This window comes from Enterobacter cloacae complex sp. HYC074_NIDB (assembly GCF_056673345.1).
Genome location: NZ_CP114214.1, coordinates 3,507,054 through 3,524,145, shown reverse-complemented (window position 1 = coordinate 3,524,145; position 17,092 = coordinate 3,507,054). Strand labels below are relative to the sequence as shown.

At 57.8% G+C, this 17,092-nt stretch carries 14 protein-coding genes; 10 read left to right on the top strand and 4 right to left on the bottom strand.

Annotation, left to right across the window (positions count from 1 at the left end; translation table 11 throughout):
- Positions 1–45 precede the first annotated feature (45 nt).
- The 9 genes from iscS (at position 46) to sseB (ending at position 7,206) form a co-directional block, all read left to right on the top strand.
- Positions 46–1,260, top strand: coding sequence for a cysteine desulfurase (gene iscS / locus O1724_RS17045; RefSeq protein ID WP_003860663.1), 1,215 nt, complete (start codon positions 46–48; stop codon positions 1,258–1,260).
- A 24-nt stretch (positions 1,261–1,284) separates the two neighbouring features.
- Entirely contained in the window at positions 1,285–1,671 is a 387-nt protein-coding gene (iscU, locus tag O1724_RS17040) for a Fe-S cluster assembly scaffold IscU (RefSeq protein ID WP_003860661.1), read from the top strand.
- Positions 1,672–1,684: 13 nt separating this feature from the next.
- Positions 1,685–2,008, top strand: a complete 324-nt coding sequence (gene iscA / locus O1724_RS17035; protein ID WP_003860659.1) for an iron-sulfur cluster assembly protein IscA — start codon at positions 1,685–1,687, stop codon at positions 2,006–2,008.
- A gap of 76 nt (positions 2,009–2,084) precedes the next feature.
- Complete coding sequence (hscB, locus tag O1724_RS17030; protein WP_003860657.1) at positions 2,085–2,600, top strand: co-chaperone HscB; 516 nt, start codon at positions 2,085–2,087, stop codon at positions 2,598–2,600.
- 14 nt (positions 2,601–2,614) lie between these two features.
- Positions 2,615–4,465 carry a Fe-S protein assembly chaperone HscA gene (gene hscA, locus O1724_RS17025; protein WP_058663084.1) on the top strand — a complete coding sequence of 617 codons (1,851 nt, stop codon included), beginning with the start codon at positions 2,615–2,617 and terminating at the stop codon, positions 4,463–4,465.
- Between the two features lies 1 nt (position 4,466).
- Positions 4,467–4,802, top strand: coding sequence for an ISC system 2Fe-2S type ferredoxin (gene fdx / locus O1724_RS17020; protein WP_003860652.1), 336 nt, complete (start codon positions 4,467–4,469; stop codon positions 4,800–4,802).
- Between the two features lies 1 nt (position 4,803).
- The gene (iscX, locus tag O1724_RS17015; RefSeq protein WP_414540280.1) at positions 4,804–5,004 is read left to right on the top strand and encodes a Fe-S cluster assembly protein IscX; all 201 of its coding nucleotides are present in this window, start codon (positions 4,804–4,806) and stop codon (positions 5,002–5,004) included.
- 60 nt (positions 5,005–5,064) lie between these two features.
- Positions 5,065–6,351 (top strand): aminopeptidase PepB, encoded by a 1,287-nt coding sequence (gene pepB / locus O1724_RS17010; RefSeq protein ID WP_214595457.1) that lies wholly within the window; start codon positions 5,065–5,067, stop codon positions 6,349–6,351.
- Between the two features lie 78 nt (positions 6,352–6,429).
- A complete protein-coding gene (gene sseB / locus O1724_RS17005) occupies positions 6,430–7,206 on the top strand; it encodes an enhanced serine sensitivity protein SseB (RefSeq protein ID WP_023325069.1) in 777 nt (258 codons plus the stop codon).
- Positions 7,207–7,223: 17 nt separating this feature from the next.
- On the opposite strand, the gene O1724_RS17000 is transcribed toward sseB, so the two are convergent.
- The 4 genes from O1724_RS17000 to O1724_RS16985 form a co-directional block, all read right to left on the bottom strand.
- Complete coding sequence (locus O1724_RS17000; RefSeq protein ID WP_015572161.1) at positions 7,224–7,994, bottom strand: MurR/RpiR family transcriptional regulator; 771 nt, start codon at positions 7,992–7,994, stop codon at positions 7,224–7,226.
- Positions 7,994–8,839, bottom strand: a complete 846-nt coding sequence (gene sseA / locus O1724_RS16995; protein WP_017383536.1) for a 3-mercaptopyruvate sulfurtransferase — start codon at positions 8,837–8,839, stop codon at positions 7,994–7,996. The genes O1724_RS17000 and sseA overlap by 1 nt, the downstream gene beginning before the upstream one ends.
- An 89-nt stretch (positions 8,840–8,928) precedes the next feature.
- Positions 8,929–10,296, bottom strand: a complete 1,368-nt coding sequence (locus tag O1724_RS16990; protein WP_045343138.1) for a 6-phospho-alpha-glucosidase — start codon at positions 10,294–10,296, stop codon at positions 8,929–8,931.
- 12 nt (positions 10,297–10,308) lie between these two features.
- Positions 10,309–11,853 carry a PTS transporter subunit EIIC gene (locus O1724_RS16985; protein ID WP_003860637.1) on the bottom strand — a complete coding sequence of 515 codons (1,545 nt, stop codon included), beginning with the start codon at positions 11,851–11,853 and terminating at the stop codon, positions 10,309–10,311.
- A gap of 286 nt (positions 11,854–12,139) precedes the next feature.
- On the opposite strand from O1724_RS16985, the gene O1724_RS16980 reads away from it, so the two are divergent.
- Positions 12,140–17,092 carry an alpha-2-macroglobulin family protein gene (locus O1724_RS16980; protein ID WP_126296767.1) on the top strand — a complete coding sequence of 1,651 codons (4,953 nt, stop codon included), beginning with the start codon at positions 12,140–12,142 and terminating at the stop codon, positions 17,090–17,092.

Here is a 17,092-nt window from a genome sequence, read left to right as displayed (position 1 = left end):
TGCCTGATTCCTTGCATTGAAGCGATGTACGGAGTTTATAGAGCAATGAAATTACCGATTTATCTCGATTACTCCGCAACCACGCCGGTGGACCCGCGTGTTGCCGAGAAAATGATGCAGTGTCTGACCCTGGACGGAAACTTTGGTAACCCAGCTTCCCGTTCACACCGTTTTGGCTGGCATGCTGAAGAGGCGGTTGATATCGCCCGTAATCAGATTGCTGACCTGGTCGGTGCCGACCCGCGTGAAATTGTTTTCACCTCCGGTGCGACCGAATCCGACAACCTGGCGATTAAGGGTGCAGCCAACTTTTATCAGAAAAAAGGCAAGCACATCATCACCAGCAAAACCGAACACAAAGCCGTGCTGGACACCTGCCGTCAGCTGGAGCGTGAAGGGTTCGAAGTCACCTATCTGGCGCCACAGAGCAACGGCATTATCGATCTGAAAGAGCTCGAAGCGGCGATGCGTGATGACACCATTCTGGTCTCCATCATGCACGTCAACAACGAAATCGGCGTGGTACAAGACATCGCGACCATCGGCGAAATGTGCCGCGCGCGCGGTATCATCTACCACGTGGACGCGACCCAGAGCGTGGGCAAACTGCCTATCGACCTGAGCCAGCTGAAAGTGGACCTGATGTCCTTCTCCGGTCACAAAATCTATGGTCCGAAAGGTATCGGCGCGCTGTACGTTCGTCGTAAGCCACGTATCCGCATCGAAGCACAGATGCACGGCGGCGGTCACGAGCGCGGCATGCGTTCCGGTACGCTGCCTGTTCACCAGATCGTGGGCATGGGCGAAGCCTACCGCATTGCAAAAGAAGAGATGGAAACCGAGATGGCACGCCTGCGCACGCTGCGTAACCGTCTGTGGGACGGCGTGAAAGATATGGAAGAAGTGTATCTGAACGGCGATCTCGAGCAGGGCGCGCCGAACATCCTCAACGTCAGCTTCAACTATGTTGAAGGCGAGTCGCTGATCATGGCGCTGAAAGACCTGGCCGTTTCTTCCGGCTCTGCCTGTACCTCTGCAAGCCTGGAGCCATCCTACGTGCTGCGCGCGCTGGGTATGACTGACGAGCTGGCACACAGCTCTATCCGTTTCTCTTTAGGTCGTTTTACTACCGAAGAAGAGATTGACTACACCATCAAGCTGGTTCGTAACTCCATCGGCCGTCTGCGCGACCTTTCTCCACTGTGGGAAATGTTCAAGCAGGGCGTGGATCTGAACAGCATTGAATGGTCACATCACTAATCGGTACATAAGGAGAATTCAATCATGGCATACAGCGAAAAAGTCATCGATCATTACGAAAACCCGCGCAACGTTGGCTCTTTTGACAACAGCGACGAATCTGTTGGTAGCGGCATGGTCGGTGCACCAGCATGTGGCGACGTGATGAAGTTGCAGATCAAAGTCAACAATGAAGGTATCATTGAAGACGCGCGCTTCAAGACCTACGGCTGCGGTTCTGCTATCGCGTCCAGCTCCCTGGTCACCGAATGGGTGAAGGGCAAGTCTCTGGACGAAGCACAGGCAATCAAGAACACGGATATTGCTGAAGAACTCGAACTGCCGCCGGTGAAAATTCACTGCTCAATTCTGGCAGAAGACGCGATCAAAGCCGCCATTGCGGATTACAAAAGCAAACGTGAAGCAAAATAATTGAGGTTTGAGTATGTCGATTACCCTTAGCGACAGCGCTGCCGCGCGAGTAAGCTCTTTTCTGGCGAACCGTGGTAAAGGCTTTGGCCTGCGACTGGGCGTACGTACCTCCGGCTGTTCTGGTATGGCTTACGTACTGGAGTTTGTTGACGAACCGGCGTCTGATGACACCGTGTTTGAAGACAAGGGCGTGAAGGTGGTGGTCGATGGCAAAAGCCTGCAATTCCTCAACGGCACTCAGCTGGACTTCGTAAAAGAAGGCCTGAACGAAGGGTTCAAATTCACGAACCCGAACGTCAAAGACGAGTGTGGTTGCGGCGAAAGCTTCCACGTTTAACCGCGCGTCATCCGAAACCCCACCGTGGCTTTGCTACGCGTGGGGTTTGTTCTAACAGGCTACCCCTGAGATTGTTATGGATTACTTCACTCTCTTCGGACTACCCGCTCAATACCCGATCGATCTCCAGGCGCTGACGGTCCGTTTTCAGGATCTCCAGCGTCAGTACCATCCGGATAAATTCGCCAGCGGGACGCAGGCAGAGCAACTGGCTGCGGTATCACACTCCGCCACCATCAACCAGGCCTGGCAAACGCTGCGTCATCCGCTGGCGCGTGCAGAATATCTGCTCTCGCTTCACGGTTTCGATCTGGCGAGCGAACAGCATACCGTGCGCGACACCGCCTTTCTGATGGAACAACTGGAGCTGCGCGAAGAGCTGGATGAAATTGAACAGGCTAAAGACGAAGCGCGCCTGGAAAGCTTTATCACGCGCGTAAAGGGTATGTTCGATACCCGCCATCAGCAGATGGTGGAGCAACTGAACAACGAGACCTGGGACGTGGCGGCAGACACTGTGCGCAAACTCCGTTTTCTCGATAAACTGCGAAGCAGTGCTGAACAACTCGAAGAAAAGCTGCTCGATTTTTAATTTCGGAAGCAATTATGGCCTTATTACAAATTAGTGAGCCTGGCTTAAGTGCCGCACCGCACCAGCGTCGTCTGGCGGTCGGTATTGACCTGGGCACCACCAATTCCCTCGTGGCGACCGTGCGCAGCGGCCAGGCGGAAACGCTGGCTGACGAGCAGGGGCGCCATCTGCTGCCTTCTGTAGTCCACTACCAACAGCAGGGTCACGCGGTCGGGGTTGATGCCCGCGCTAACGCCGCGCGCGATCCGGCCAATACCATCAGCTCGGTTAAGCGCATGATGGGCCGCTCGCTGGCTGATATCCAGACCCGTTACCCGCATCTGCCGTATCAGCTACAGGCCAGCGAAAACGGCCTGCCGATGATCGCGACGTCAGCCGGTTTGCTGAACCCGATTCGCGTTTCTGCTGACATCCTTAAAGCGCTGGCGGCACGCGCCACAGCGACGCTCGGCGGCGATCTGGACGGCGTGGTGATCACCGTTCCGGCCTATTTCGACGATGCACAGCGTCAGGGCACCAAAGACGCCGCGCGTCTGGCGGGCCTGCACGTGCTGCGTCTGCTGAACGAACCGACGGCGGCGGCGATTGCCTACGGCCTCGACTCCGGTCAGGAAGGGGTGATCGCGGTTTACGATCTCGGCGGCGGGACGTTCGATATCTCAATCCTGCGCCTGAGCCGCGGCGTGTTCGAAGTGCTGGCGACCGGCGGAGATTCCGCGCTCGGCGGCGATGACTTCGACCATCTGCTGGCAGATTACATCCGCGAGCAGGCGGGCATCAGCGATCGCAGCGATGCGCACGTGCAGCGTGAACTGCTGGATGCGGCCATCGACGCCAAAATCGCCCTGAGCGATGCACAGTCCGTCAGCGTGAACGTCGCAGGCTGGCAGGGTGAGATTACCCGCGATCGGTTCAGCGAACTGATTGCGCCTCTGGTTAAGCGTACCCTGCTGGCCTGCCGTCGCGCATTGAAGGATGCAGGCGTTGAGGCTAACGAGGTGCTGGAAGTGGTCATGGTTGGCGGCTCAACCCGCGTGCCGCTGGTACGCGAGCGCGTGGGGGAATTCTTTGGCCGCACGCCGTTGACCTCTATCGACCCGGACAAAGTGGTTGCCGTCGGCGCCGCTATCCAGGCCGATATTCTGGTCGGCAACAAGCCGGACAGCGAAATGCTGCTGCTGGACGTCATCCCGCTGTCTCTCGGTTTAGAAACCATGGGCGGCCTGGTGGAGAAAGTGATCCCGCGTAACACCACCATTCCGGTGGCGCGTGCGCAGGAGTTCACCACCTTTAAAGACGGCCAGACCGCGATGTCCATCCACGTGATGCAGGGCGAGCGCGAACTGGTGCAGGACTGCCGCTCCCTGGCGCGCTTTGCGCTGCGCGGCATCCCGGCGCTGCCAGCTGGCGGGGCGCATATTCGCGTCACCTTCCAGGTTGATGCGGATGGCCTGCTGAGCGTGACGGCGATGGAAAAATCCACCGGCGTGGAATCATCCATCCAGGTGAAGCCGTCCTACGGCCTGACCGATGGCGAAATCGCCTCCATGATCCAGGATTCAATGAGCTACGCCGAGCAGGATGTGAAGGCGCGTATGCTGGCTGAACAAAAAGTGGAAGCCGCACGCGTGCTGGAAAGTCTGAACGGCGCGCTTGCTGCCGACGCCGCGCTGTTAAGCGCCGCTGAGCGCCAGGTGATTGACGACGCTGCCGCGCGCTTAAGCGCCGTGGCCGAAGGCAATGACGCTGACGCGATAGAAGAAGCCATTAAAAACGTTGATAAACAAACCCAGGACTTCGCTGCTCGCCGCATGGACAAATCTGTCCGCGTCGCGCTGAAAGGCCAGTCCGTGGACGAGGTTTAATATGCCAAAGATTGTAATTTTGCCTCATGCGGACCTCTGTCCGGATGGCGCTGTTCTGGAAGCGAAGACCGGTGAAACCATTCTCGATGTAGCCCTGCGTGCAGGTATCGAAGTGGAACACGCCTGTGAAAAATCCTGTGCCTGCACAACCTGCCACTGCATCGTGCGTGAAGGTTTTGACTCTCTTGCCGAGAGCACCGAAGACGAAGACGACATGCTGGATAAAGCATGGGGTCTGGAGCCAGACAGCCGCTTAAGCTGCCAGGCTGCGGTGACCGATGAAGATCTGGTCGTGGAGTTCCCACGCTACACCATCAACCACGCACGCGAGCACTAATATGGAACTGAAGTGGACAGACAGCCGTGAAATCGGCGAAGCGCTCTACGACGCGAATCCGGATCTCGATCCGAAGACCGTACGATTCACCGACATGCATCAGTGGATCTGCGATTTAGAGGATTTCGACGATGATCCAAACGCATCCAATGAAAAAATTCTGGAGGCGATTCTGTTAGTCTGGTTAGATGAAGCAGAATAAATAACAAAACGGGCTGCCTTCAGGCGGCCCGTTTGCTAGTTGCTAATAAGGAAAAATAAAATGACCGAAGCGATGAAGATTACGCTCTCGAATCAGCCTGCCGACGCGCGCTGGGGCGAGAAAGCCACCTACAGCATTAATAACGACGGCATTACCCTGCACCTGACGGGCAACGATGATTTGGGCCTGATCCAGCGCGCCGCGCGTAAGATTGACGGCCTTGGCATTAAGCATGTGTCGCTGGAAGGGGAAGGGTGGGACACCGACCGCAGCTGGGCGTTCTGGGCAGGCTACAAAGGGCCGAAAGGCACCCGTAAAATTGAGTGGGCGAACCTCGACGAAGCCGGTCAGAAAGAGCTGGAAAGCCGCCTGAACATTATCGACTGGGTGCGCGACACCATTAACGCACCGGCGGAAGAGCTGGGGCCGGAACAGCTGGCGCAGCGCGCCGTTGACCTGCTGTGCGGTGTGGCGGGCGAAAAGATGTCCTACCGCATCACTAAAGGGGAAGACCTGCGCGAGCAGAACTACATGGGTATCCACACCGTGGGCCGTGGCTCAGAGCGTCCTCCGGTCCTGCTGGCGCTGGACTACAACCCAACCGGCGACAAAGAAACGCCGGTCTTTGCCTGTCTGGTCGGGAAAGGCATCACCTTCGACACCGGCGGCTACAGCCTGAAGCAGAGCGCATTCATGGACTCCATGAAGTCCGACATGGGCGGCGCGGCGACCATTACCGGCGCGCTGGCCTTCGCTATCACCCGCGGCCTGAACAAGCGCGTGAAGCTCTACCTGTGCTGCGCGGATAACATGGTGAGCGGCAACGCCTTCAAGCTGGGTGACATCATTCGCTACCGCAACGGTAAAAACGTTGAGGTGATGAACACCGACGCCGAAGGCCGTCTGGTGCTGGCCGATGGCCTGATCGACGCTTCTGCGCAGAAGCCGGAGCTGATTATCGACATGGCGACCCTGACTGGCGCGGCGAAAACTGCCCTGGGTAACGACTATCACGCCCTGTTCAGCTTCGACGACAAGCTGGCCGCTCGCCTGCTGGCCAGCGCGGCGGCGGAAAACGAACCGTTCTGGCGTCTGCCGCTGGCCGAGTTCCACCGCAGCCAGCTGCCGTCTAACTTCGCCGAGCTGAACAACACCGCGAGCGCAGCGTACCCGGCGGGGGCAAGCACCGCAGCAGGCTTCCTGTCTCACTTCGTTGAGAACTACCATGAAGGCTGGCTGCACATTGACTGCTCCGCAACCTACCGTAAAGCGGCGGTTGAGCAGTGGTCTGCGGGTGCGACCGGTCTGGGCGTGCGTACCGTAGCGAACCTGCTGACGGCTGAGTAATGCTCTTTGCCCTCACCCTAACCCTCTCCCCATGGGAGAGGGCAGGGGTGAGGGGGAAATTCGACATCTGGAATTGTTATGTCAGAAACCAAAAACGAATTAGAAACCCTGTTGGAGCAGGCGGCGACCGAGCCCGCCCACCGTCCGGCCTTTTTCCGCACGCTGCTGGAATCCACCGTCTGGGTGCCGGGCACCGCAGCGGAAGGGGAGCAGGTTGTCGAAGACAGCGCGCTGGATCTGCTGCACTGGGAGAAAGACGACGGCACGTCGGTGATCCCGTTCTTTACTTCGCTCGAGGCCTTGCAGGAAGCGGTAGAAGACGAACAGGCGTTCGTGGTGATGCCGGTGCGCACGTTGTTCGAAATGACCCTGGGGCAGACGCTGTTCCTCAACGCCAAACTGCCGACCGGGAAAGAGTTTACTCCGCGCGAAATCAGCCACCTGATTGGTGACGAGGGCAACCCGCTCAGCACTCAGGAGGTGCTGGAAGGGGGCGAAACGCTGCTGCTGTCTGAAGTGGCCGAGCCGCCCGCGCAGATGATTGACTCCCTGACCACGCTGTTTAAAACCATCAAGCCGGTGAAACGCGCGTTTCTCTGCTCCATCAAAGAGAGCGCTGACGAAAAGCCTGTTCTGCTGATAGGGATTGAGGCCGACGGCGATATCGACGAGATCATCCAGGCGGCGGGAAGCGTGGCGACCGACACCCTGCCGGGCGATGAGCCGATTGATATCTGTCAGGTGAAGAAAGGTGAGAAGGGGATCAGCCACTTTATTACCGAGCACATCACCCCGTTCTACGAGCGTCGCTGGGGCGGCTTCCTGCGCGATCTTAAGACCAACCGCATTATCTGATTACAGCGGGGTGATCTTCACCCCGTTGCTTCCAGCAGCAGTAAATCCATCAGCAGCACCAGATTCGACTCAAACGACGTCACACCTGCGGCTTCGGCGGCGAAATGTACCGCTTCGTCATAGAGAGCAAAATGCACGTCCGCCATACCCGCCAGCGTATTGGCCGACGCGCGGGTAAACGCGACGATCGTCATGCCGACGTTTTTGGCGATCCGCGCTTTATCCAGTACCTGCTCCGTTTCGCCGCTGCGTGAAACGGCAATAAACACCTGATAGCGCGCGGCGTTGCTGAGAAAAATATTCCGGCTGTCTCCCGGCCCGGAGATGAACGCCGTTTTTCCCAGCACCTGCAACTTCTTGGTCAGGTACTCGGCAAAAAGGTACGAAAACCCGGCGCCGTAGAGAAAGAAGCTCTCTTTCTGGCGCAGCAGGCTGGCAAACTGCTGGCGTTTGTCCTGAGTGACCCACTGGAAGGTCTGCTGATAGTTGGCAACGAACCGGGTAAAAAGCGCGGGCATTTCCGCATGTTGCTCAGGCTGTACGGTGATATGCGGCGTGTCAGAAAGCAACTGCTTGCAGTGCCAGATAAACTCGCTAAAGCCGCTAAACCCCAGCTTCTGGCACAGCCGCATAATCGTCGCGGTAGAGACAAATGTCGCCTGCGCCAGCTCGCGCACCGTGATGTTGCCCACCAGCAATGGATGCTCAGTGAGGTGGGCGAGGACGCGATACTCCGCGCGGGTCAGCGACGACCCGCGCGTTAACAGCGTTGCCAGGCGGTTATCCATTATTTCGCCGGTTCAACCGGCAGATCGTCTCGTGCACCCCATTCACTCCAGGCGCCGTCGTACAGGGTCACGTCATTTGCGCCAAGGGTTGCCAGCGCCAGGATCACCACGCAGGCCGTTACGCCGGAGCCGCAGCTGGCAATAACCGGACGATGCAAATCCACGCCCTGACGTTCAAAAATGGCACGCAATTCATCGGTGGTTTTCAGCTCGCCTTCAAACACCAGATCGCCCCACGGCACGTTCAGCGCCCCCGGGATATGTCCTCGTTTCAGTCCCGGTCGCGGCTCGTCCGCTTCTGCGTTGAAACGTGGAGCGGGACGCGCATCGACGATTTGCGCCGTGTTTTCGTGGCTCACGACCAGCACGTCGGTCAGGCGCTTGACCACGTTAGCGTCAAACGTGGCATCAAATTCCCCTTCCGGCAGCGTGACGTCACCCTGCTGAAGCGGTAGTTCGTCGCGCTTCCAGCCTGCAAGTCCGCCCGCCAGAATCGATACCTTTTCCACGCCGAAGTTTTTCAGCATCCACCACGCTCGCGGCGCGGAAAACAGATTACCTTCATCGTAAACAACAAGATGTTTATCTTTGCTGATGCCCAGCTCGCGCATCGCCACGGAAAACGCTTCCGGGCGAGGCAGCATGTGCGGCAGGGGAGAGGTGTGATCGGAGAGGGCTTCGATATCAAAAAATACCGCGCCAGGCAGGTGCCCTGCCCGGTATTCAGCGGGAACGTCACGATGCTCCTGGCCCGGAGGGGCCATGCGCGCGTCGATAATCTGAACTTCCGGGTCGTCGCCGTGCTCAATCAGCCAGTCGGCAGCGACAAAATATGAGGTGGACATGGTTGCCTCCATTCTTTTCCGTAAAAAAGGATTGTCGGTGTTTTTTCTGACACCGACAAGCTCACCACGTTCAACTCGCGAGCAAGCCCCTATTTTTTCACCGCTTCACCGTCCTGCCAGGCCTTTTGCAGCGCAGGCCAGTAGTCGCGGTTGGCTTCGATCATCTCATCCAGAATCGCTTTCGCGTGCTCCATGGTTGGCACGGTGCGGTTCAGAGTGAACGCCTGCAACGCTTTCTCGTAGCTGCCTTCGATGGTTGCCTCAACCAGCAGCTGTTCAGAGGCCAGCTGCTGTTGCAGGAGCGTCTGGTGGAACAGCGGCACCTGACCCACGCGGACGGGCTCCGGCCCTTCGGAAGTGATATAGGCAGGCACTTCCACCACCGCATCGTACGGCAGGTTGGTAATCGCCCCGCGGTTTTCCACCATCACCAGATGGCGTTGGCGCAGGTTGAATGCCAGCGAGCAGGCGACATCGACGATAAATTCGCCGTGAACACCTACGTGGAAGGCGTCCGGTAAGATCCCGCTGCGCTGGTACTCTTCGGCGGCGGCGAACAGCTTTTTCTCGCGCCCGTTCATCACTTCGTTGGCGCGGGTATAGTCCGGGTTTTGATGCTCCACAATCTGGTTCGGCATCAGGTAGTACTGTAGATACGGGTTCGGCAGGTACTCCGGGAAGTTATCCATAATCGGCTTGATATTGCGCCAGGTTTTCACCCACGACGGATCGGAATGCTGCGGATCGGTTTTAGCCGCATCTTCCGTCAGCAGGCCAAACTTCGCGATATGCTTACGCAACTCCGGGAGCTTGTCTTCGCCGTCCACCAGCACGCGGGTAAACCAGCCGAAGTGGTTCAGGCCGAAGTAGTCCACTTCCAGTTTATGACGATCCACGCCCAGAATGGCGCCCATATTGCGCATCGCGGCAACCGGCATATCGCAGATGTTCAGCACCCTCGCGTTCGGACGCAGGCGGCGCACGCCTTCCGCGACGATCGCCGCCGGGTTGGAGTAGTTCACGATCCAGGCTTTCTCGTGCGCGTAGCGATCGACCAGATCGATAAGCTCCACCATCGGCAGGATCGTGCGCAGGCCGTAGGCCAGCCCGCCGGGGCCGCAGGTTTCCTGGCCCACCACCCCGTGGCGCAGCGGAATTTTTTCATCCTGCTCGCGCATTTTGTACTGCCCGACGCGCATCTGGGCGAAGACAAAATGCGCGCCGCTAAAGGCCACTTCTGGGTCGCTGGTGACCGTAAATTTGATGCTCTGGCTGTGGTCGCGAATAACCTTCTCCACCACGGGCGCGATGGTGTTCTGGCGCGCCTCGTCAATGTCATACAGGCGGATCTCTGCCAGAGGGAAATCGTGCAGACGCACCATGAGGCTTTTCACAATACCTGGCGTGTAAGTGCTACCGCCGCCGGCAATCGACAGAATAAATGGGGGTGTAAACATCTTTAGCTCCTTTCAGAGAAACGTCTCAACGGCTTCTCGCATTTTTTTGACATGCAGCCCGTAGACCACCTGAACGTTGTTACCTTGTTTGATAATCCCTTTCGCGCCGGTCGCTTTCAGGCGCGGTTCGTCGATGATGGCGACGTCCTTCACCGTGACGCGTAAGCGGGTGTAGCAGTTATCCACCACCTCTATGTTTTCCCGACCGCCCAGACCCACAACGATCGATTCGCCCAGCCCGTCGTTATTGCCCTTCGCCTGGTACTCCTGCTTGCTGTAAAGGCGTGTCTCCTGGTCCTCATCTTCACGCCCCGGCGTTTTCATGTTGAAGCGCAGGATCAGGAAGCGGAATACCACGAAATAAAGAGTGAACATGATCAGCCCGACCACGATGTACATGGGCCAGTTGGACTTCTCCGTGCCGAGCGGCAGGTTGTAGAGGATGAAATCGATAATCCCGTTGGCGCCGATGGCGTGAACGCCAAACAGCGAGAACAGCATCATGCCGATACCGGTCAGCACCGCATGCACCACGAACAGCAGCGGGGCGACAAACAGGAAGGAGAACTCAATCGGCTCGGTTACGCCGACCAGCAGCGAGGTCAGCGCCGCCGGGATCAGAATCGCTTTCGCCGCCGCTTTACGCTCTGGCCTGGCGGTCATATACATCGCCAGCGCCGCGGCAGGCAGGCCAAACATTTTGCTGATGCCGCGCGCATCCCACACCACGGTACTGCTGAGCTGCTTCACGTCCGGGCAGGCCATCTCGGCGAAGTAGATATTGCGCGCGCCCTGGTAAGCCGTACCGCACACCTCCTGCGTACCGCCCAGTTCGGTATACAGGAACGGCGTATAGACCAGATGATGCAGGCCCGTCGGCACCAGAATGCGTTCAAGGAAACCGTAGATCGCCACGCCAAACGGACCGGACCCTTTGATCGCCAGCGCCAGGGCGCTTATTCCATGCTGTGCGTACGGCCAGAGTTCGCTCATGATCACGCCGAGCAGCATAGAGACAGGCAGCATTACAATCGCGACAAAGCAGTGGCCGGAGTAAATCGCCATCGCGCCGTTAAACTGGACACCGGAATATTTGTTGTACAGATAACCGGAGAGCGCCCCGGTCAGGATCCCGGCGAAAACGCCCATTTCCAGCACCTGGACGCCCAGCACCATGCTTTGTCCGGCGGCTTTCATCTGTTCCGCAGGGGCCAGTTCCCCCTGAAGCTGTAACGTCACGTTCATGGCATTGATAAACACGATAAAAGTTACCAGCCCAATCAGCGCCGCGTAGCCTTTGTCTCGGGTTGCCAGTCCAATGGGGATACCAACGGCAAACACCAGCGCCAGGTTGACCAGCACCGACACGGCAGACTTGGCGATCAGCTGGCCGACACTCTGGATCAGCGGGTGGCCAAGAAACGGCAGGTACTCGGCCAGATTGCCGTTACCCAGCACATTCCCAAAGGCGATAAACAGGCCTACGATGGGTAAGATAAGTACAGGTCCGTAAAGTGATTTTCCGAAATTTTGTAGGGCGTTCACGGCTCGTTTCATGGCTTTCTCTCTTATTGAACCGCGCACTCAGGGTGCGTCATGGTCATAAAACTAGCAGGCCTGATGCGAGCTTATCCAGCTATCTTCTTGTTTTAAAAACAAATGACGTGAAAGGTAACATGTAACGTTATGCGCTGTGATCGCGGTTCCATCACGGCGTAGCGGCGTGATGCCATTCTGCGAGGTGCTTTCCAGATTATAAAATTGGACTTTTTGTATTAACGAAACTTGCGGATAATACTTATCCGGACGATGACCAACAGGCCCCTCAGGCCAGGGACACAGGATGAAACCGTTTCGCTTAGCTGCGATCTCTCTCGCGCTGCTCACCACCTTTACGCTTGTCGGCTGTGATAACAGCGACGACAAACCTCAGGCCGCTGCCCCCGCAGCGTCTACTGCATCAGAAAAGAAAACCCCGGCGACACCGGATCCTGAAAAGCTGGCTAAGCTGGCCGCGCAGAGTCAGGGTAAGGCGTTGACGCTGCTGGATGCCTCGGAAGTGCAACTCGACGGCGCCGCGACGCTGGTTCTGACCTTCTCTGTACCGCTGGATCCCAGCCAGGATTTTGCGAAAACGGTACATGTGGTGGATAAAAAAAGCGGCAAAGTGGACGGCGCCTGGGAACTGGCCCCCAATCTGAAAGAGCTGCGCCTGCGCCATCTGGAGCCGAATCGTAATCTGGTTGTCACCGTCGAACGTGATTTGCTGGCGCTGAACAAAGCGACATTCGGCATTGACTATGAAAAAGCGATCACCACCCGGGATGTTGAACCGACGGTCGGATTCGCCAGCCGCGGATCACTGCTGCCGGGTAAAGTGGTGGAAGGGTTGCCGGTGATGGCGCTCAACGTCAACAATGTGGACGTGAACTTCTACCGCGTTAAGCCGGAGTCGCTGGCCTCGTTTGTCAGCCAGTGGGAGTACCGTAACTCGCTGACCAACTGGGAATCTGACAACCTGCTGAAGATGGCGGAACTGGTCTACACCGGCCGTTTCGACCTCAACCCGGCGCGCAACACGCGTGAAAAACTGCTCCTGCCGCTTAAAGATATTAAGCCGCTCCAGCAGTCTGGCGTCTATATCGCCGTGATGAATCAGGCTGGTCACTATAACTACAGTAACGCCGCGACGCTCTTTACCTTAAGTGATATTGGGCTGTCCGCTCACCGTTATCATAACCGCCTGGACATCTTCACCCAGAGTCTTGAAAACGGTGCGGCGCAGTCAGGCGTGACCATTACCCTTCTGAACGATAAAGGGCAGACTCTGGCCGAGGCGAACAGCGACGCCGATGGTCATGCGAAACTGGAAACCGATAAAGAAGCCGCGCTGATCCTTGCCAGTAAAGATGGCCAGACCACGCTTCTTGACCTCAAACTTCCGGCGCTGGATCTGGCGGAGTTTGATATCGCCGGTAACCCGGGTTACAGCAAACAGTTCTTTATGTTTGGCCCGCGCGATCTCTATCGTCCGGGTGAAACGGTGATCCTTAACGGCCTGCTTCGCGACAGCGATGGCAAACCGCTTCCCGATCAACCGGTAAAACTTGACGTGCTGCGTCCGGACGGACAGGTGGCGCGTACGGTCGTTGTGCAACCTGAGAATGGCCTTTATCGCTTCAACTATTCGCTTGATAGCGGCGCCCAGACCGGCATGTGGCATATTCGCGCGAATACGGGGGATAACCAGCAGCGCATGTGGGATTTCCACGTCGAAGATTTTATGCCTGAGCGTATGGCGCTGAATCTGACCGGGCAAAAAACGCCGGTTTCCCCGCAGGAGGATGTGGAGTTTAACGTTGTGGGCTATTACCTGTACGGCGCGCCAGCTAACGGCAATTCTCTGCAAGGCCAGCTTTTCCTGCGTCCGCTACGTGACGCGGTGCCTGCGCTGCCTGGCTTCCAGTTCGGTGATATTGCCGAGGAGAACCTGAGCCGCAGCCTGGATGAAGTGCAGCTTACGCTGGACGAACAGGGGCGCGGACAGGTTACCACCGAAAGCCAGTGGAAAGAGGCGCACTCGCCGCTGCAACTGATTTTGCAGGCCAGCCTGCTGGAATCAGGTGGGCGTCCGGTAACGCGACGCGCTGAGCAGGCTATCTGGCCGGCGGCTGAGCTGCCGGGTATTCGCCCTCAGTTCGCCAGCAAGGCGGTTTACGACTACCGCACCGATACTACCGTCAACCAGCCGATCGTCGACGAGAACGGCAACGCCAGCTTCGACATCGTCTATGCCGATGCCAGCGGAGCCAAAAAGGCCGTTTCCGGATTACAGGTACGACTGATTCGCGAGCGTCGTGACTACTTCTGGAACTGGTCCGAGAGTGAGGGCTGGCAGTCTCAGTTTGATCAAAAAGATCTGGTTGAGGGCGAGCAGGAGCTAAACCTCAAGGCCGATGAAACCGGTAAAGTCACCTTCCCGGTGGAGTGGGGCTCATACCGTCTGGAAGTGAAAGCCCCTGATGACATGGTCAGCAGCGTGCGCTTCTGGGCAGGCTACAGCTGGCAGGATAACAGCGACGGCACCGGGGCCGCGCGCCCTGACCGCGTGACGCTGAAACTGGATAAGCCATCCTATCAGCCAGGCGATACCATCCAACTGCACATCGCCGCGCCGGCCGCAGGCAAGGGCTATGCGATGATCGAGTCCAGTGAAGGGCCGCTGTGGTGGAAAGAGATCGACGTACCGGCTAACGGTCTGGATCTCGCTATCCCGGTCGACAAGGCCTGGAAACGTCACGATCTCTATCTCAGCACGCTGGTGGTTCGTCCTGGCGATAAATCAAAATCCGCCACGCCAAAACGGGCGGTTGGCCTGCTGCATCTGCCAATGGGGGACGAAAATCGTCGCCTGAACATCGCACTGGATAACCCGCAAAAAATGCGTCCGAACCAGACGCTTTCTGTGAAAGTGAAAGCCAGCGTAAAAGAGGGGGCTGTGCCACAGAAGGTGAACGTGCTGGTCTCGGCTGTCGATAGCGGCGTGCTGAACATTACCGACTACATCACTCCGGATCCGTGGCAAGCTTTCTTCGGTCAGAAGCGCTATGGCGCGGACATCTATGATGTTTACGGCCAGGTGATTGAAGGTCAGGGACGTCTGGCCGCACTGCGCTTTGGCGGAGACGGCGATGAACTGAAACGCGGCGGTAAGCCACCGGTGAACCATGTCACCATTATTGCCCAGCAGGCGCAGCCGGTTACGCTTGATGCCAACGGCGAAGGTACCATCACGCTGCCGATTGGCGATTTCAACGGTGAACTGCGTCTGATGGCGCAGGCCTGGACGGAAGACGATTTCGGCAGCAGCGAAAGCAAAATCATTGTGGCGGCTCCGATTATCACCGAGCTTAACACGCCGCGGTTCCTCGCAAGTGGCGATACCTCCCGCCTGACGCTGGACCTGACTAACCTGACTGACCAGCCGCAAACGCTGAACATTGCGTTAACCGCAGCCGGTAAGTTGTCGCTCGAAGGTGCTCAGCCAGAGCCGGTTAAGCTGCCGCCTGGCGCACGTAGCACCCTGTTTATACCGGTGCGTGCCCTGGAGGGCTATGGCGATGGGCAAGTGACTGCTCAGGTGACGGGCCTTCAGCTCCCAGGTGAGACGTTTGCGCCGCAGCAGAAGAGCTGGAAAATTGGCGTGCGTCCCGCATTCCCGGCGCAAACCGTGAATACGGGCACGATGCTGAATCCTGGCGAATCCTGGAGTGCGCCAGCACAGCATATCGAAGGTTTCTCGCCTGCCACGCTACAGGGGCAGCTGTTGCTCAGCGGTAAACCACCTTTGAACCTGGCGCGCTACATACGTGAACTTCAGGCCTATCCGTATGGATGTCTTGAGCAGACCACCAGCGGCCTGTTCCCGTCCCTCTACACCAACGCGGCACAGCTGAAGGCATTGGGCATTAAAGGCGATACCGACGATAAACGCCGTGCGGCCATTGATATCGGGATCTCCCGTCTGCTGCAAATGCAGCGTGACGATGGCGGTTTTGCCTTGTGGGATAAAAACGGCCCGGAAGAGTACTGGCTGACCGCCTATGTCACGGACTTCCTGGTGCGGGCAGGGGAGCAGGGTTACAGCGTGCCTGCCGAGGCGGTGAATAACGCCAACAGCCGACTGCTGCGCTATTTACAGGATCCGGGCATGATGTCCATCCGCTACAGCGACGACACCCAGGCCAGCAAATTTGCTGTCCAGGCGTATGCTTCGCTGGTGCTGGCGCGTCAGCAAAAAGCGCCGCTCGGTGCGCTGCGTGAAATCTGGGAGCGCCACGCTCAGGCTGCTTCCGGGCTTCCGTTGATGCAGCTGGGCATGGCACTCAAACTGATGGGGGATGCACCGCGCAGCCAGCAGGCGCTGGATCTGGCTCTCAAAACACCCCGTAACGACAGCCGAAACTGGATGGCGGATTACGGCAGCCAGCTGCGTGATAATGCCCTGATGCTCTCCCTGCTGGAAGAGTACAAGCTGCTGCCGGATGCGCAAAACAGGCTGCTGAACGCGTTATCTGAAGACGCGTTCAGCCAGCGCTGGCTGTCTACCCAGGAGAGCAATGCGCTGTTCCTGGCCGGACGATCACTGCAAACCTTGTCAGGTGCGTGGCAGGCAACGACCTCTCTCTCTGAACAGACCCAAAGCAGTGATAAAGCGCAGGTAGAAAACCTGAACGGCGATCAGATTGGTGCGTTGAAGATGACGAATACCGGCACTACGCCGCTGTGGGTACGACTGGACACTACTGGCTATCCGGAGTATGCGCCTCAGCCATCCTCTAATGTCTTGCAGATTGAACGTCATATCCTGGCGACAGACGGCAGCAGCAAGTCGCTCTCTTCTCTGAAGAGCGGTGAACTGGTTCTGGTATGGCTGGAAGTGAAGGCCAGCCAGAACGTGCCGGATGCGCTGGTGGTGGATCTGCTCCCGGCAGGTCTGGAGCTGGAAAACCAGAATCTGGCGAGCAGCAGCGCCAGCTTGCAGGACAGCGGCAGTGAAGTGCAAAACCTGCTGAATCAGATGCAACAGTCTGATATTCAGCACATGGAATTCCGCGACGATCGCTTTGTGGCCGCGGTGCCGGTCAATGAAGGTCAGCCGGTCACGCTGGTTTACCTGGCCCGTGCCGTTACGCCGGGAACCTACCAGGTGCCTGTTCCGATGGTCGAGTCCATGTACGTTCCGCAGTGGCGGGCAACGGGGGCGGCCAGTGGCCCGCTGATCGTTGTTCCGTAA

What these genes read in the sequence shown, in the direction of transcription:
- iscS (WP_003860663.1), top strand. Translation starts at nt 46, where the DNA reads ATGAAATTACCGATTTATCTCGATTACTCCGCAACCACGCCGGTGGAC.
- iscU (WP_003860661.1), top strand. Translation starts at nt 1,285, where the DNA reads ATGGCATACAGCGAAAAAGTCATCGATCATTACGAAAACCCGCGCAAC.
- iscA (WP_003860659.1), top strand. Translation starts at nt 1,685, where the DNA reads ATGTCGATTACCCTTAGCGACAGCGCTGCCGCGCGAGTAAGCTCTTTT.
- hscB (WP_003860657.1), top strand. Translation starts at nt 2,085, where the DNA reads ATGGATTACTTCACTCTCTTCGGACTACCCGCTCAATACCCGATCGAT.
- hscA (WP_058663084.1), top strand. Translation starts at nt 2,615, where the DNA reads ATGGCCTTATTACAAATTAGTGAGCCTGGCTTAAGTGCCGCACCGCAC.
- fdx (WP_003860652.1), top strand. Translation starts at nt 4,467, where the DNA reads ATGCCAAAGATTGTAATTTTGCCTCATGCGGACCTCTGTCCGGATGGC.
- iscX (WP_414540280.1), top strand. Translation starts at nt 4,804, where the DNA reads ATGGAACTGAAGTGGACAGACAGCCGTGAAATCGGCGAAGCGCTCTAC.
- pepB (WP_214595457.1), top strand. Translation starts at nt 5,065, where the DNA reads ATGACCGAAGCGATGAAGATTACGCTCTCGAATCAGCCTGCCGACGCG.
- sseB (WP_023325069.1), top strand. Translation starts at nt 6,430, where the DNA reads ATGTCAGAAACCAAAAACGAATTAGAAACCCTGTTGGAGCAGGCGGCG.
- O1724_RS17000 (WP_015572161.1), bottom strand. Translation starts at nt 7,994, where the DNA reads ATGGATAACCGCCTGGCAACGCTGTTAACGCGCGGGTCGTCGCTGACC.
- sseA (WP_017383536.1), bottom strand. Translation starts at nt 8,839, where the DNA reads ATGTCCACCTCATATTTTGTCGCTGCCGACTGGCTGATTGAGCACGGC.
- O1724_RS16990 (WP_045343138.1), bottom strand. Translation starts at nt 10,296, where the DNA reads ATGTTTACACCCCCATTTATTCTGTCGATTGCCGGCGGCGGTAGCACT.
- O1724_RS16985 (WP_003860637.1), bottom strand. Translation starts at nt 11,853, where the DNA reads ATGAAACGAGCCGTGAACGCCCTACAAAATTTCGGAAAATCACTTTAC.
- O1724_RS16980 (WP_126296767.1), top strand. Translation starts at nt 12,140, where the DNA reads ATGAAACCGTTTCGCTTAGCTGCGATCTCTCTCGCGCTGCTCACCACC.